The 16,389-nt window shown below is 71.3% G+C and carries 10 protein-coding genes; all 10 read right to left on the minus strand.

Annotated features, from left to right (window positions below; translation table 11 throughout):
* Positions 1–132: 132 nt before the first annotated feature.
* Positions 133–3,300 (minus strand): efflux RND transporter permease subunit, encoded by a 3,168-nt coding sequence (locus tag J2S22_RS07505; RefSeq protein WP_272776680.1) that lies wholly within the window; start codon positions 3,298–3,300, stop codon positions 133–135.
* A 170-nt stretch (positions 3,301–3,470) separates the two neighbouring features.
* A complete protein-coding gene (locus tag J2S22_RS07510) occupies positions 3,471–4,682 on the minus strand; it encodes an efflux RND transporter periplasmic adaptor subunit (RefSeq protein WP_272776679.1) in 1,212 nt (403 codons plus the stop codon).
* A 9-nt stretch (positions 4,683–4,691) separates the two neighbouring features.
* Positions 4,692–5,927 (minus strand): efflux RND transporter periplasmic adaptor subunit, encoded by a 1,236-nt coding sequence (locus tag J2S22_RS07515; protein WP_272776678.1) that lies wholly within the window; start codon positions 5,925–5,927, stop codon positions 4,692–4,694.
* Positions 5,928–6,294: 367 nt separating this feature from the next.
* Positions 6,295–7,719, minus strand: coding sequence for a carbohydrate porin (locus tag J2S22_RS07520; RefSeq protein WP_272776686.1), 1,425 nt, complete (start codon positions 7,717–7,719; stop codon positions 6,295–6,297).
* 184 nt (positions 7,720–7,903) lie between these two features.
* Positions 7,904–8,830, minus strand: coding sequence for a DUF6662 family protein (locus J2S22_RS07525; protein ID WP_272776677.1), 927 nt, complete (start codon positions 8,828–8,830; stop codon positions 7,904–7,906).
* Between the two features lie 301 nt (positions 8,831–9,131).
* Positions 9,132–9,989: a metal ABC transporter permease gene (locus J2S22_RS07530; protein ID WP_272776676.1), complete on the minus strand. Its 858-nt coding sequence runs from the start codon at positions 9,987–9,989 to the stop codon at positions 9,132–9,134.
* Positions 9,986–10,846: a metal ABC transporter permease gene (locus J2S22_RS07535; RefSeq protein WP_272776685.1), complete on the minus strand. Its 861-nt coding sequence runs from the start codon at positions 10,844–10,846 to the stop codon at positions 9,986–9,988. The genes J2S22_RS07530 and J2S22_RS07535 overlap by 4 nt, the downstream gene beginning before the upstream one ends.
* Before the next feature lie 10 nt (positions 10,847–10,856).
* A complete protein-coding gene (locus tag J2S22_RS07540) occupies positions 10,857–11,780 on the minus strand; it encodes a manganese/iron ABC transporter ATP-binding protein (protein ID WP_272776684.1) in 924 nt (307 codons plus the stop codon).
* 95 nt (positions 11,781–11,875) lie between these two features.
* Positions 11,876–12,784 carry a metal ABC transporter substrate-binding protein gene (locus J2S22_RS07545; RefSeq protein WP_370878187.1) on the minus strand — a complete coding sequence of 303 codons (909 nt, stop codon included), beginning with the start codon at positions 12,782–12,784 and terminating at the stop codon, positions 11,876–11,878.
* A gap of 319 nt (positions 12,785–13,103) precedes the next feature.
* Positions 13,104–16,229, minus strand: coding sequence for an efflux RND transporter permease subunit (locus J2S22_RS07550; protein ID WP_272776674.1), 3,126 nt, complete (start codon positions 16,227–16,229; stop codon positions 13,104–13,106).
* Positions 16,230–16,389 lie beyond the last annotated feature (160 nt).

The raw sequence follows: 16,389 nt of genomic DNA on the forward strand, positions 1-16,389 counted from the left end.
CCGTGCCGCTGTGCCACACCCTCCTGGCCCGCGCCGCGTGGCCGGCCGGCCCCCCCCGGGCGGTCATGACGCGCGGGGGGTGGGTCCGGGGGCGCCCCGCGGCGCCGCGCCCCGGAACGACGGGATTGGCCCTCAATGCGCCGGCGTGGCGGCACCGGCTGCGGCCGCCGCGGCCGGTGCGGCCGCGCGCGGGGTCACCTCGGGCATCACCAGGCGGGCGAGGCTGGGGATCACCAGGAGGCTGCAGATCGGCGAGAACAGCATGCCGCCGACGATGACGGCGGCGAGCGGCTGCTGCACCTGGGCGCCGATGCCGGTCGACACCGCCGCCGGGACGAGGCCGATGCAGGCCGAGAAGCCGGTCATGAAGATCTGTCGCATGCGCGTCTCGGCGGCACCGACGATGGCGCGCTCGGTGCCCTCCCCCTGCTCCAGGGCGCGGCGGATGTAGGAGACCAGCAGGATGCCGTCCATGGCCGAGACGCCGAACAGCGAGATGAAGCCGACCGCCGCCGACACCGAGGCGTTCAGCCCGGCGACGTAGAGCCCGATGATGCCGCCGGCGACCGCGAACGGGATGCCGGACAGCGCCAGCAGGCTGTCGCGCACGCTGGCGAACAGGCTGTAGAGCAGCATCAGGATCATCAGCAGGCTGAGCGGGATGATCAGCGCGAGCCGCGCCTTGGCCTCCTGCAGGGCGCCGAACTCGCCCGACCACTCCATCCGGTAGCCGGGCGGCATCGGCACCGTCTCGGCGATGCGCACCTGCGCCTCGGCGACCGTCGAGCCGAGATCGCGGCCGCGCACCGAATATTTGAGCGGCACGAAGCGCTGGCTGTTCTCGCGGTAGATGTAGGCCGCGCCGGTGACCAGCTTGACCTCGCCGAGCTCGCCGAGCGCCACGTAGGAGGTCGGCGCCTTGGGGTCGGCATTGGGCAGCGCCACCGGGATCGAGCGGATGGCGTCGACGTTGCGGCGATACTCGGGCGCGAGCCGCACCGTGAGGGCGAAGTTCATCTCGCCCTCGTAGACGCGCGCCGCCTGCTGACCGCCGATCGCCGCCTGCACGACGGCGTTGATGTCGGCGATCGAGAAGCCGTAGCGGGCCGCCTTGGCGCGGTCGATGCGGATGATCAGGTTGGGCTGGCCGAGCAGGCTGAACACGGCCGGATCGGTGACGCCCGGCACCTTGCCGATCTCCGCCTTGACGGCCTTGGAGAGACGCTCCAGCTCGACGAGGTCGCGACCGAAGATCTTGATCGAGTTCTCGCCCTTCACGCCCGACACCGCCTCCTCGATGTTGTCCTGGATGTACTGAGAGAAGTTGAAGTCGATGCCGACGAACTCGCGGTTGAGCCGTTCGGAGAGGGCGCGGACCAGATCCTCCTTGGTCATGCCGGCCGGCCACTGGTCGAACGGCTTCAGCGGCACGAAGAACTCGGCCAGGAACGAGCCGTCCGGATCGGTGCCGTCGTCGCCGCGCCCCTGCTCGGAGAACACGGTGCGCACCGGCTCGTAGCTGTGGATGACGTCGCGGATGCGCGCCACCGTCTCGATGCCGGCCTCCAGCGTGATGGTCGGCGGCATCATGGCGCGGACCCAGAGATTGCCCTCCTCGAGCTTGGGCAGGAACTCGGTGCCGAGCCGCATGCCGGCGACGCTGCACAGCGCCAGGAAGGCGACCGCGACGGCGACCGCGATCCGGTAGTGCCGCACGGCGCGCGGCAGGACCGCCATGTAGACGGTGCGCAGGCCGCGCACCAGGAAGGTCTCGACCTCCTCGACCCGCTCGGGCAGCAGGATCGAGGAGAGCACCGGCGTCACCGTGAAGGTGGCGATCACGGCGCCGATCAGCGCGTAGGCGTAGGTGCGCGCCATCGGGCCGAAGATCTGGCCCTCGACGCCCCGCATGGTGAAGAGCGGGATGAAGGCCGCGATGGTGATCACCACCGAGAACAGAATCGCCTTGTCGACCTCGACGGCGGCGACCAGCACGCGGTGCAGCTTGTCGCCGAGCCGCTCGGCGCGGCCGGAGCCCGGGACGACGGGCACGGGATGGGAGAGGTGCCGGTAGATGTTCTCCAGCATGATCACGGTGGCGTCGATGATGATGCCGAGATCGATGGCGCCGACCGACAGGAGGTTGGCCGACTCGCCGCGCAGCACCGTGATGATGACGGCCAGGAACAGCGCCACCGGGATGGTGCCGGCGACGATCAGGGCGCAGCGCAGGTTGCCGAGGAACACCCACTGGATCAGGAAGATCAGCGCGATTCCGAACAGCATGTTGTGCAGCACGGTGTCGACCGTGACGGCGACCAGGTCGCCGCGGTCGTAGAACGGCACGATCCTCACCCCGGGCGGCAGGCTGCCGTCGCTGTTGATCCGCTCCACCGCCGCGCGCACCCGCTTCACCACGTCCATGGTGCGCTCGAACTTCTGCATCAGGACGATGCCGGTGACGACGTCGGTCTTGTCGTCGCGGCCGGCCATGCCCAGGCGGGGCGCGTGGCCGATCTGCACGTTGGCGACGTCGGACAGCATCACCGGCGCGCCGCCCTGCTGCGACAGCACGATGTTCTTGATGTCGTCGAGCGAGCCGGCGACGCCGATGCCGCGGACGTTCACCTGCTGCTCGCCCATCTCGATGGTGCGGCCGCCGACGTTCGAGTTGCCGGCCGAGATGGCCTGGATGATCTGCGGCATGGTGATGCCGTGTGCCATCATCCGCACCATGTCGATCTCGGCCTGGATCTCCTTGGTCTTGCCGCCCAGCACCAGCACGTCCGAGACGCCCGGCACGATGCGCAGCTGCCGCTCCACCACCCAGTCCTGCAGGGTCTTCAGCTCCATCACGCCCATGCCGGGCGGACCGACCAGCTCGTAGCGGAAGATCTCGCTGATGGTGCCGGCCGGCGAGATCACCGGCTGGACGCCCTCCGGCAGCTCGGCGTCCTTGAGCCGGTTGAGCGCCTCCTGGCGGACGAAGTGGTAGTCGCGGCCGTACTCGAACTGCAGGCGGATGAAGCTCAGGCCGTAGACCGTGTTGGAGCGGATGAACTTGAGCCCGGGCGTGCTCGCCACCGCCACCTCGATCGGGATGGTGACGTAACGCTCCATCTCCTCGGGCGACTGGCCGGAGCGCTGCGCGATGACCTCGATGATGGGCGGCGCGGGGTCCGGATAGGCCTCGATGTTGAGCGTCGTGAAGGCGACCCAGCCGATGGCCAGGAACGCCAGATAGGCGATCATCACCAGCGGGCGCCGGGAGAGACAGAACGCGATGAGTTGCCGCAACATGGAACCGCCGAATCCGTTCAGTGCCGTGAGGACGGGGGCCGCCCCGCATTCCGCTCATGTCCGTGCAGGCGGGGCCCCGGAGTCCCCGGCCGTGTCGCCCCTGGGTCCCCGCCGTCGCGGGGACGAGCGATGTCGTCGTGCAGATGAGCCCCCACCGACGCCGCTCTCGCCTACTGCTGCCACTCGTTCTCGATGAAGATGGCCCCGATCGTGACCACCCGGTCGCCGGCGCCGAGGCCGGCGCGGATCTCGAAGCGGCCGTCCTGCTCCATGCCGAGCGTCACGTCGCGGCGCTGGAAGACCATCGGCTCGGTCTCCACCCAGACCACGTCGCGGCTGCCCTCGCGGATCACCGAGCGGACCGGCACGGCCGGCGCGGCGCGGCCCTCGGACGTCTCGATCGTCACCGCCGCGAACATCTCGGCCTTGAGGGCGCCGTCCGGGTTCGGCAGCACGGCCCGCACCACGACGCGATGCGTCACCGCGTCGGACAGCGAGCCGATCACCGCGACGCGCGCCCTGAACGTCCGGCCCGGCAGGGCCGAGACCTTGACCTCGATCGTGTCGCCGACCCGCACGGCGGCGAGATCGGCCTCCGGCACCTGCGCCTCGAGCCACATGGTCGAGAGGTCGGAGATGGCGTAGAGCGGCTCGGAGAGCTCGCCGCGCACGTGCTGGCCGACCGCCACCTTGCGGGCCGTCACGGTGCCGGCGATCGGGGCGCGGATCACCACGCTGCGGCTGGTGATCCCGCGCGCCTCCAGCTCGGCGATCTGGTCGTCGTCGCGGCCGATGATGCGCAGCCGCTGGCGCGTCGCTTCGAGCGCCGTCTCGGCCGCCCTGGCGTCGTTCTCGGCGGCGACCAGGGCGGCCTGCGCCTGCTGCCAGTCCTTCAGCGCGCCGGCCTTCTGCTCGTAGAGGCCCCGGGCCCGCGTCTCGGCGACGCGGGCGAGATCGAGCTGCGTGCGCGCCTTGGCCAGCGTGCCGACCGCGGCGACGTGATCGTTCTGGGGCGGCAGCACCTCGACGCTGTCGAGCTCGGCCAGCGGCGCACCCGGCGCGACGCGCTCGCCGAGCCGGGCGATCAGCCTGACAACGCGCCCCGAGAACGGCGAGGACACGACCGTGGTGGCGTCCTGGTCGTAGCCGACCTTGCCGATCGCCAGCTTGCGGACCCGGAAGTCGCGCGTCTCGACGCGCTCGACGACGATCTGGTGCTCCTGGTCGGGCGTCACCCTCACCCGGTCGCCGCTCTTGCTCGGCACGAAGGCGACGGCGCCGGCCGACGCGAGAACGACGGCGAGGGCGGCCGCCGCGCACGTCGCCGCGGCGTGCCGTCCGGCGGCGCCGGCCGCGCGGATCGTCCGGGTGAAGCGACGCATCGCCGGTCCTCAGCGTCCGCTCGCGATGCGGTCGATCAGCAGGCTGCCGCCGGCGACGATGCGCTCGCCGGGCGCGAGCCCGTCGACGATCTCGACGATGCGCTGGTCGACCATGCCGGTGCCGACGCGCCGCAGCTCGAGCCCCTTGTCGTCGCGCACCACCCATACCTTGGCGACGTTGCCCTCGACGATCAGCGCCTCGCGCGGCACGCCGGCGGCCATCACGGTGCCGTTGGTGGCGATGGTGACGCTCGCCAGCATCTCCGGCTTGAGCAGGCCGTCGGCGTTGTCGACGGTGGCGCGCACCATCAGGCGGCGACTGCCGGCGTCGATCTCGGAGGCGACGTAGTCGACCGCGCCGTGGAACACGCGGTCCGGCCACGCCTGCACCGTGAAGGCGATCGGCTGGCCCACCCGCACGAGGGCGGCGTCGGTCTCGCGCACGAAGGCGACGAGCCGCACCTTGGAGAGATCGGCGACGACCAGCACCGGCTCGCCGGCGGCGGCGTTGACGTACTGGCCGGTCCCGACCTTGCGCTGAACCACGGTGCCCGACAGCGGCGCCGGGATCGGCATGTCGGGATCGATGCGGCCGCCGGCCGCGAGGTTCGCCACCGTCTCCTCGGCGGCGCCGAGGCGGCGCAGCCGGTCGCGTGCGACGTCGACGGCGGTCTCGGCCGAGCGCAGGTCGCTCAGCGCCGCCGCGAGCGCCGCCTGCGCCTGCTGCAGCTCCTTGAGCGGCACCGCCCTGGCCGCGAACAGGTCGCGGTTGCGCGTGTCGGTGATGCGGGCGAAGTCGGCCGCGGCGCGCGCCTTGGCGAGGCCCGTGACGGCGGCGACGAAATCGGTCTGCGCCTGGACCATGTCGTTCGCCTCGACGACGAACAGCGTCTGGCCCTGGACGATGGCGTCGCCCGCCCTGGCGAGGATGCGGGTGACCCGGCCGGCATAGGGGGAGAACACCGGCGTCGCGTGGTCCTCGTCGATCTGGATCTTGCCTTCGGTGACGTGCTCCGACCGGAAGGCGTGCTCGGCCACGGGCTGGACCGCGACCGCGGTCCATTCGGCGTCCTTCGGCGTGTAGAAGCCGGTGCGCTGCGGCTTGGCGTGCGCCGTGGTCGCGCTCGTGGCGGCCTGCCTGCCGCTGCGCCCGGCCAGCGTCCAGGTCGCGCCGGCGCCGGCCGCGACCGCGAGCAGAACGATCACGGCGACGATGCGCCAGCGCCAGCTCATGCGTCCCGCCATGGCTGCTCCTCCGATCGGCTCGGGTTCACGCGTCGTGCGGCACGGCGACGGCGCGTCGATGCCGGACTCTGGCGAGGATCGGTTTCATCGGTGTGTCCGTGCTGGGGAACGCGGAAGTGCCGGGGCGCCGGTCGACCGCAATCTGGCACCGGCCGCTTACAGCAACCTTACAGAAGCTGAAGCGGCGCCGTTCTGCACGCCTGCGATGCCGAATCACGACATCCGCCACGCGGTCTTCGCGCAGCACCATCGCATTTCGCGACGCGCGCGACGGCAGCCTGAACAGATATTCAGATCACGACACCGAAGGAACGGGCGTCGGAACAGGCCGGCGGATACGGCTCCGCGGCGCCCCCGAACGACGTGATCAGAACTGCCACATCGAGCGTAGGCCGGTGACGAGCGCGTTGCGGCGGGGATCGCCCGCCGCATGCCACACCCGCGTCAGCACCGGCTGCACGAGCCAGCCCGGCACGATCTGGGCCGTATAGTTGAGCTCGAGATTGGCCTCGAAGTCGCGCACCACGCCGGTCCCTCCACCGAGCGCGATCGCGTCGCGGTCGTAGGCGCGCAGCGCGTCGGAGAAGCGGGTGTAGATGGCGCTCGCACCGAACTTGTCGTCGGGGCGGCCCGGCACCAGGCCGGCGAACACGATGCCGCCGTCGACGTAGAAATCGACCGGATTGCGGTCGGACGGGCTCGCCGAGACGCGGCCGAACAGCGAGACGCCGCTGTCCCAGGTGCCGCCCTTCGGCCTGTAGAGCTGCTGCTCGACCACCGCGTAGACGCCCCAGTTCCCGCGGTGCCGCAGCGCGATTCCGGAGCCGTTCGGATCCGCCAGCAGGGTGCCGTCCGCGGCGAGACGCCAGTCGTCGAACTCGCCCATGTGCGACCAGACCCCGAGCTTGAGGCCGGCGGCGAGGCCGGCGTCGTCCCGGCCGTGGTTCCGGCGCAGCTGTGCCTCGCCGATGATCAGCGGCGGATCCTGGACCCGGAAGTTGACGCCGTAGCGGTTGCGGATCTGCTCGTCGGCCGGCGGCGGGGGACCGGCCGGATCGCCGTTGAACACCGCGACCAGTACCGAGAGATCCTCGTGCGGATCCACCTTCAGCCGGATGCCGGGGGTGGCGAGCGGATAGGCCGGGCCGCCGCTCGGCTGGTTCAGGGCCGTGATGGTCGGCCAGTCGCTCTGCAGGAACATGAAGCTGAGCGACGAGTAGAAGAACTCGACGTCGGCGGCGAGCTGGCCGACCCGCAGGCTCGCCGTCTCGCCGAGGAACGACTGCTGCAGCCACAGCTCGGCGAGCCGCGTCGTCGGCATCGCCTCGATGGCCGCGATGGTGTTCACCCCGCCGACATAGTCGCGGCGGAAACGGCCGGTGTCGTGGATCTGATAGGCGTCGGTGTAGAAGGTCAGGCCCTTCCAGCCGGTCAGCGGCTCGAAGTCGTAGCTGACCTGCAGCTCGAGCTTGCCCTGGTCGACCGTGCCGGTGCGCAGGCCGCCCTTGATGTTGGACAGCAGGTCGTTGGTGTAGATCAGGTTGAAGGTGAGGCCGCGGGCGGCGAGCCAGGCCCGCGCGCCGGTCGGGTCGCCGTTCGCCGGCAGGCTGGTCGCGATCGACGGCGCGGTCCAGCCGCCCGGGGTCGGCCCCTCCTGTGCGGCGGCAGCGGTCGCGGCGGCAGCGGTCGCGACGGCGGCCGTCGTGATCAGGACCAGCCCCGCGGCGGCGCCCTGCCGGGCGGCGGGCCGCCGGCACCCGAGACGCCCCGCGATCGACTCCCACAGCCGCATCCGCACCACCGCCTCGCCCCCCGCGGCGGTTATCCGGGCGGGCACATGACAGGACGATGACGGATGCGCGCGCCTGGTCGCGCGGCGCAAGAGCGCGGCGCGCGGCGGGGCTCTTTTCGCGGGACGCTGTGGCTTTTGGGCGTCAGGCGCCCGTGGCGACCGCCATGCCGGCCGGCCCGGTCGATCAGAACAGCAGGTTGAAGCGCAGCATCGCCTGCATGCGCTCGAAGTTCTCGAGATCGAGCGAGGCGGCATCGCCCACCGCCTTGCCGGCGACCTGGAAGCCGACCGTGCCGGACAGGCCGGCGTTCCTGGCGATGTGCCACGAGAAGGTCGGACCGAGATAGAGCGCCTCGCCCTTGAGCCGGTCGAGCCCCATGCCCTCGTAGGCGCGCAGATAGCGCAGCTCGCCGCCGAGGATCAGGTTGGGCGCGACGCGTGTCGCCACGGCCCCGTAGATCGCCACGTCGGAGTCGTGCGACCATTCGCTGGTGGCGATGTCGCGCGAGGCGCCGGTGCCGTACCAGAGGTTCACGGCGGCCCACAGCCGGTTCGGCAGGATCTCCTTGTCGAACAGGGCGGCGAACTCGCTGCCGTAGGACTCGACCCGGAGGCCCGTCGCCTCGTCGACCCGGTTCCAGCCGGGCTGGACGTGCAGGGTGAGGCCGAACGGCGCCACGGCGCGGTCGAGCACCTTGTAACGCATCTCGAACACGGCGCCTTCGACCGACGCCTGCTGGCGGTCGTCGAAGCCCGGGACGTTCTTCACCTTGCTGCCGCCGAAGATCACGCCCGGGGCGACGCGGAAGCTGTCGGTGACCGTGTACTTGACCAGGCTCAGCGTCGAGATCGTCCAGTAGGTCCCGTGGCGCTTGCCGAACCCGCCGGTCGTCTCCATCTCGAGCTCGACCTCGCCCTTCTCGCCGATGTCGGATCCCATCGTGAAGCCGAAGATGTGCTCGGTGTCGACGTGATCGTCGCCGCCGTGATCATGCGCGCCGGCCTTCGCGGCCGCCGCCGCCTCGGTGGCGGAGGCATAGGCGGCGAGCCACTGCGGCTGCGGCCGCTCGGCCGCGAGCGCCGGACCGCCGAGCCCGCCGAGGGCGAGCATCAGCGCAGGGCCGAGAACCCCGGCCGTGCAACGGCCGGCCGCCGCGCGGCGTCTCGCGAGAACGGAACGGATGCGGCGCGAGGCCGCACGACGCGTGCGTGACATGACAATCCCCCTTTGGCCACCCCCGCGGCCGCAATGGCCGCACCGTGTGGTTGCGAGTCGTTCGCGTCAAGTTAGTTTGACAACTAATTCAATAGGTTAGAACGGTTCGAAACTCGTGTTTGTCGCTCCTGCGCAGGCACTTCGCCGCACTGTTGCCGAACCGTCACGCTCGCCGGATTCCGCCGGCGCACAACCCTCACGCGGTCCCGGCCGACACCCGCCGCCGCGCCAGCACGCCGTGGCGGGGCGCGAACAGGAAGGCGAGGCCGAACAGCGTCGCCTGGGTCAGCACGATGCAGGCGCCGGGGGCGCCGTCGATGTGGAAGCTCGCCAGCGTCCCGGCGGCGGCCGAGAGCGTCGCGGTCGCGGTCGCGATCGCCAGCATGCGGCCGAACCGGTCGGTGAGCAGATAGGCGGTGGCACCGGGGCCGATCAGCATGGCGATCACCAGGATGATGCCGACCGCCTTGAGCGAGGCGACGATGGTGAGCGCGAGCAGCACCAGCAGGCCGTAGTGCAGCAGGCGCACCGGCAGGCCGATGGTGCGGGCGTGCGCGGGATCGAAGCAGTAGAGGAGGAGGTCGCGGCGGAACGCCAGCACGATCGCGAGCGTGCCGCCGGCCACCACGGCGGTCTCGATCACGTCGCGGGCCGACACGCCGAGCACGTCGCCGAACAGGATGTGGTTGAGGTGCTGGTCGGTCTCGACCCAGGTGAACAGCACGAGGCCGAAGCCGAACATGCCGGAGAACACGATGCCCATCACGGTGTCCTCCTTGACCCGGCTGTTCTCCTTCACGAAGCCGGTGAGCAGCGCGCAGGAGAGCCCGGCCGCGAAGGCGCCGACCGCGAGCGGCAGGGCGAGCACGTGGGCCAGCACGATGCCGGGCAGCACCGCGTGCGAGACGGCGTCGCCCATCAGCGACCAGCCCTTGAGCACCAGGTAGCAGGACAGCACCGCGCAGACGGCGGCGACCATGACCGACACCGCGAGTCCGCGCTGCATGAACGGATAGGCGAGCGGCCCGGTGATCCAGTCGAGGACGGCGGTCACGGCGTCGCCTCCAGGGTCGCGGCGCGGCGCCGGCGGGCGGCCAGCACGCCGTGCTTCGGCGCGAACACGAAGGCGAGGCCGAACAGCACGGTCTGCAGCGTGACGATGACGCCGCCGGTGGCGCCGTCGAGGAAGTAGCTGAGATACGCCCCCACCGCGCTGGTGGTCGTGCCGAGCGCGACCGCGATGGCGACGAGCCGGCCGAAGCGGTCGGCGAGCAGATAGGCGGTGGCGCCGGGCGTCACCACCATGGCGATGACCAGGCAGGCGCCGACCGCCTGCAGGGCCGCCACCGTGCAGGCGCTGAGCAGGGTGAAGAACACCACCTTCAGGGCGCCGACCCGGATGCCGATGCTGCGGGCGTGCGCCTCGTCGAAGAACGTCACCATCATGTCCTTCCACACCACCGCCATCACGGCGAGCGACACGGCGGCGATGACCGCGACCTGCACGACGTCCTCGTCGGCGATGGCGAGGATGTTGCCGAGCACGATGGTCTGGATGCTGACCGCGGTCGGCCGCAGCGAGGCGATCAGCAGGCCGAGCGCGAACAGCGTGGTGAAGACGAGTCCGATCACGGCGTCCTCGCGCAGCCGCGACTTCTGCCGCACCACGTGCATGGCGAGCGAGGCGAGCAGGCCGGCCGCGAAGGCGCCGGCCGCGAACGGCGCCCCGGCGATCGCCGCGACGGCGACGCCCGGCACGATGGCGTGGCCGAGCGCGTCGCCCATCAGCGACCAGCCCTTGAGCATCAGATAGGCCGACAGGAACGCGCAGGTGCCGCCGACCAGGGCGCTGACCCACATGGCCTTGCGCATGTAGTCGTAGCCGAAGGGGATGAGCAGCTCGGCGACCAGCGTGTCCATGTCAGCGCCGCCTCTCGTCGTCGCGCCCGGCCGCGTCGGCCGCGTCGGGCCCGTCGGCGTCGCGGCCGGCGTCGTCGCCGTAGAGGACCAGCGGCCGCTCGTCGTCGGTCAGCACGGTGAGGCTGCGGCGGTCGGCATCGGCGTCGGCGTGCAGGGCGGCGCCGCCGAGGCTGAAGTTGCGCAGCACGCCGCCGAAGGTGCGCTCGAGATTGGCCCGGGTGAACACGGCCGCGGTCGGGCCGGCGGCCAGCACGGTGCGGTCGAGCAGCACCACCTGGTCGCAGAAGTCCGGCACGCTGCCGAGATTGTGGGTCGACACCAGCATCACGTGGCCGGCGTCGCGCAGGTCGCGCAGCAGCGCGACGATCGCCGCCTCGGTGGTCACGTCGACGCCGGTGAACGGCTCGTCGAGCAGGATGATGCGGCCCTCCTGGGCGAGGGCGCGGGCGAGGAAGACGCGCTTCTTCTGCCCGCCCGAGAGCTCGCCGATCTGGCGCCTGCGGAACGCCGTCATGCCGACCCGCTCCAGCGCCGCGTCGACCTTGCGCCGGTCGTCGCGCGAGGCGACGCGCAGCAGGTTCATGTGGCCGTAGCGGCCCATCATGACCACGTCCTCGACCAGCACGGGGAAGTTCCAGTCGACCTCCTCGCTCTGCGGCACATAGGCGACGATGTTGCGCTTCAGCGCCTGCGGGACCGGCAGGCCGGTGAGCCGCACCGTGCCGGCGGAGGGCCGCACGAAGCCCATGATCGCCTTGAACACGGTCGACTTGCCCGAGCCGTTGACGCCGACCAGGGCGCAGATGGTGCCGGGGTCGAGCGCGAAGGAGGCGTCGCGCACCGCCGTCATGCCGTTCGGATAGGTGACCGAGAGGCGGTCGACCAGGATGCCGTCGCCGCGCGGCGCCGCGGCGGCGGGCGGCACCCCGGCGGTCGAGGCCGCGGCGGTCGAGGCCGCGGCGGTCGAGGCCGCGGCGGTCGAGGCCGCGGCGGCGAGGCGATCGGCCGGCACCGGCGCGTTCACGTCCCGAACCCCGTGGCGATGGTCTCGACCGTGACCTTCAGGAGATCCAGATAGGTCGGCACCGGCCCACCCTCGGCGCTGAGCGAGTCGACATAGAGCACGCCGCCGTAGCGCGCCCCGGACTCGCGGGCGACCTGCCGGGCCGGCCGGTCCGAGATGGTGCTCTCCGAGAAGACCACCGGAATCCTGTTCTTGCGGACGAGGTCGATGACCTTGCGGACCTGCCGCGGCGTGCCCTGCTCGTCGGCGTTGATCGGCCACAGATAGGCTTCGCGCAGGCCGTAGTCGCGCGCCAGGTAGGAGAACGCCCCTTCGCTGGTCACCAGCCAGCGCTGCGGCTCGGGGATCGCCGCGAGCCGCGCCCGCAGCGGCGCGTCGAGCGCCCTGATCGTCTCGGCATAGGCGGCGGCGTTGCGGCCATAGGCTTCGGCGTTCGCCGGATCGCGCGCCGCCAGCGCCTTGCGGATGTTCTCGACATAGACGAGGGCGTTGGTCGGCGACATCCAGGCGTGCGGGTTGGGCTTGCCCGTGTAGGGCCCCTCGCCGATGCCCATCGGCGCGATGCCTTCGGTGACCACGACGCTCGGCACCTCGCGCAGCGTCTCGAAGAACCGCTCGAACCAGCGCTCCAGGTTGAGGCCGTTCCACAGGACGAGGTCGGCGCCCTGGGCCCGCACGATGTCCTGCGGGGTCGGCTGGTAGTCGTGGATCTCGGCGCCCGGCTTGGTGATCGACTCCACCACGGCGCGGTCGCCGGCGACGTTGCGGGCGATGTCGGCGATCACCGTGAAGGTGGTGACGACCTTCAGGGGCCGGGCCAGCGGCCGGGCGGGTGATCCGGGGTCGGACGCCTGCGCGACGGCCGGACCGGCGGCACCGGCGAGCAGCGCCGCCCCGAGCAGCACCGGGATCCCGCAGAGCCGCGCCAGCACGGCGCCGGCACGCGCGACGATGGTCATGACGTCTCTCTCCCCTCGGATGGCGCGCAATCTCGCAATTGCAAATTATTCGCAAGTAAAGTGGTGCCGCCGCGCCGGCTTGTCAATCGTTTTTGCGAATGGCTCGCAAATACGGGCAGCGGCCCTTCGACGCGGCAGGGAGCCGGCGCGGCGGCGGGCCGCCTGCGGCGCGGGATCGGCGTGAGGGGGGATGGTGGAGAAGCGGGGCCTGGGCGAGGGGCGGCGGGTCGCGCGGCGGCGCGACCGGCGGGCGGAGGACGGCCGCCTACTCGGCCGGCGCGACCCGGGCGGCCTCACCCGGTCCGCCGGCGCGGCCGGCCTGCCCCCGGCCCCACCAGCGGCGGTGCAGGCGGTCGAGCAGCAGATAGATCACCGGGGTCGTGTAGAGGGTCAGGATTTGCGAGACCACGAGGCCGCCCATGATGGTGATGCCGAGCGGCCGGCGCAGCTCCGAGCCGGGGCCGGTGGCGAGCACCAGCGGCAGGGCGCCGAGCAGCGCCGCGCAGGTGGTCATCAGGATCGGCCGGAAGCGCTCGATGCAGGCCTCGTGCACGGCCTTGTCGGGCGACAGGCCGCGCGCGCGCTCGGCCTCCAGGGCGAAGTCGACCAGCATGATGCCGTTCTTCTTCACGATGCCGATCAGGAGGATGATGCCGATGAAGGCGATCACGGTCAGCTCGGCCTTGAACATGTTGAGCGCGAGCAGCGCGCCGAGGCCGGCCGAGGGCAGCGTCGAGATGATGGTCAGCGGATGGGCGAGGCTCTCGTAGAGCACGCCGAGCACGATGTAGACGGCGAGCAGCGCCGCGAGCAGCAGGATCGGCTGGGCCCCGGCGCTCTGCGCGAAGTTCTTGGCGTCGCCGGCGAAGTCGGCGCGGATCGAATCCGGCAGGTGCATCTCGTCGACCGCCTGGCGGATCGCCGCCGTAGCGGTGGCGAGCGGCATCTCGGCCGTCAGGTTGTACGTGATGGTGACGGCCGGGAACGGGCCCTGATGGTTGATGACCAGCGGCGCGAGGCCGCGCTCGAACCGCGCCACGGCCGAGAGCGGCACCTGCGTCCCCCTGCTCGCCTGCACGTAGACGCGGTCGAGGTCGGAGGGATCGCGCTGGTACCGCGGGTCGACCTCCAGCACCACCCGGTACTGGTTGCGCTGGGTGAAGATGGTGGAGACCTGGCGCTGCGAGAAGGCGTTGTTGAGCGCGTCGCTGATCTCCTGCACGTCGACGCCGAGGCGGGCCGCGGCGACGCGGTCGATCACCACGTCGGCCTGCAGGCCGCCCTGCTCGCGGTCGGTCGACACGTCGATCACGCCCGGCACCTTGGCGATCCGCTCCTGCACCTTCGGCACCCAGGCCTGCAGCTCGTCGAAATTCGGGCCCCACAGGGTGAACTGGTACTGCGAGCGGCTGGAGCGGCCGCCGACCCGCACGTCCGAGGCCGGGAACATGAACACCCGCACGCCCGGGATTCCCATCAGCCTGCCGCGCAGGCGGTCGACCACGCGCTGCGCCGGCATGCCGCGCTCGGCCAGCGGCTTGAGGCTGATGAACAGCCGGCCGCTGTTGATCGAGCCGCCGAAGGCCGAGCCGCCGACCGAGGAGCCGACGCCCGACACGGCCGGATCGGACAGCACGATCTCGGTGGCGCGCTGCTGGAGCTGCAGCATCTCCTGGTACGACACGTCGGTCGCGGCGACGACGCCGCCGAAGATCAGGTTGGCGTCGTCCTGGGGCATGAAGCCCTTGGGCGTGACGACGTAGAGATAGACGGTGAGGCCGATGGTGAGCAGGAGCGACAGCACCGCCATGAAGCGGTGGCGCAGCACCACGTCGAGGCTGCGGCCGTAGGCCCGGACCATGGCGCCGAGCACGCCGTCGACGATCCGGTCGAAGCGGCGCACGTGGCCGGGCGGCTGCCTGACGAAATGCGCGCAGATCATCGGCGTCACCGACAGCGACACCACGGTGGAGACCACGATGGCGGCGGCCAGGGTCACCGAGAACTCGCGCAGGAAGCGGCCGACGATGCCGCCCATGAACAGGATCGGGATGAAGGCGGCGATCAGCGACAGGCTGATCGAGACCACGGTGAAGCCGATCTGGCGGGCGCCTTCGCGCGCCGCCCGCATCGGCGGGAGGCCCTTCTCCAGGTTGCGGAAGGTGTTCTCGATCATCACGATGGCGTCGTCGACGACGAAGCCGACCGAGACGATCAGGGCCATCAGCGACAGGTTGTTGATCGAGTAGCCGAACGCCCACATCGCCATGCAGGTGCCGGCGAGCGACAGCGGCACGGTGACGCCGGCCGCGATCGTCGCCGCCCCGTGGCGCAGGAACACGAACACCACCAGCATCACCAGCACCACCGTGGCGGCGAGCGTGAACTGCATGTGGTGCACGCTCGCCCGGATGGTGTCGGTGCGGTCGGTGAGGATCGCGATCTCGAGGTCGGCCGGCACCCAGCGCCGCAGCTCGGGCAGCAGCGCCCGGATGCGGTCGACCATGGCGATCACGTTGGCGTCGGCCTGCTTGGTGATCACCAGCAGCACCGAGGGATCGCGATCGAACCAGGCGGCGGAGCGGCTGTTGCGGGTGCTCTGCTCGACGGTCGCCACCGCGGACAGCCGCACCACGACGCCGTCCTTGACGCGGACGATGATGTCCTCGTAGTCGCGCGCGTCGCGGAGCTGGCCGTTGGTGCCGATCGTCTCGCCGAGCCGCGCGCCGTCGAAGGTGCCGAGCGGCCCGGTGGCGTTGGCGTCGACGATCGCCTTGCGCACGTCCTCGAGCGCGAGGCCCATGGCGGCGACCGCGGCGGGATCGACCCGCACCCGGATCGCCGGCTGGTCGGCTCCCGAGACGCTGACCTCGGCGACGCCGTCGACCTGGGCGATGCGCTGGGCGACCACGGTGTCGGCGACGTCGTAGATGGTGCTCGCCCGCATGGTCTTCGAGGTCAGCGCCAGGATCAGGGCCGGCGCCGCGGCGGGATTGAGCTTGCGGAAGGTCGGGCGCGACGGCATGTCGCCGGGCAGGTCGGACAGCGCCGCGTTGATGGCCGCCTGCACGTCGCGCGCCGCGCCGTCGACATTCCGGGACAGGTCGAACTGGGCGATGATCGAGGTCGAGCCGAGCGACGAGGTCGAGGTCAGCTCGGTGACGCCGGGGATCTCGCCGATGCGGCGCTCCAGCGGCGCCGCCACGGTCGCGGCCATGATCATCGGGTCGGCGCCCGGCCGGCTCGCCGACACCCGGATGGTCGGCAGGTCGACGGCCGGCAGGCTGGCGACCGGCAGGTTCTGGTAGGCGACGAGCCCGACCAGGAACAGCCCGATCGCCAGCAGCGTCGTGGCGATCGGCCGGGCGATGAACGGGCCGGAGAAGTTCATGACGGCGCCCTCCGACCCTCTCCCTCGGGGAGAGGGTCGGTCGTCCGCGCAAGAAGGTGTTCGTGAGCCCCGTCATTCCGGGGCGCGCCGAAGGCGCGAACCCGGAATCCAGCGACGAACTCGACATTCCGGGCTGGATTCCGGGTTCGGCGCTGCGCGC

It is taken from the genome of Rhodoplanes tepidamans, assembly GCF_030813915.1.
Classification (GTDB): Bacteria; Pseudomonadota; Alphaproteobacteria; order Rhizobiales; family Xanthobacteraceae; genus Rhodoplanes; species Rhodoplanes tepidamans.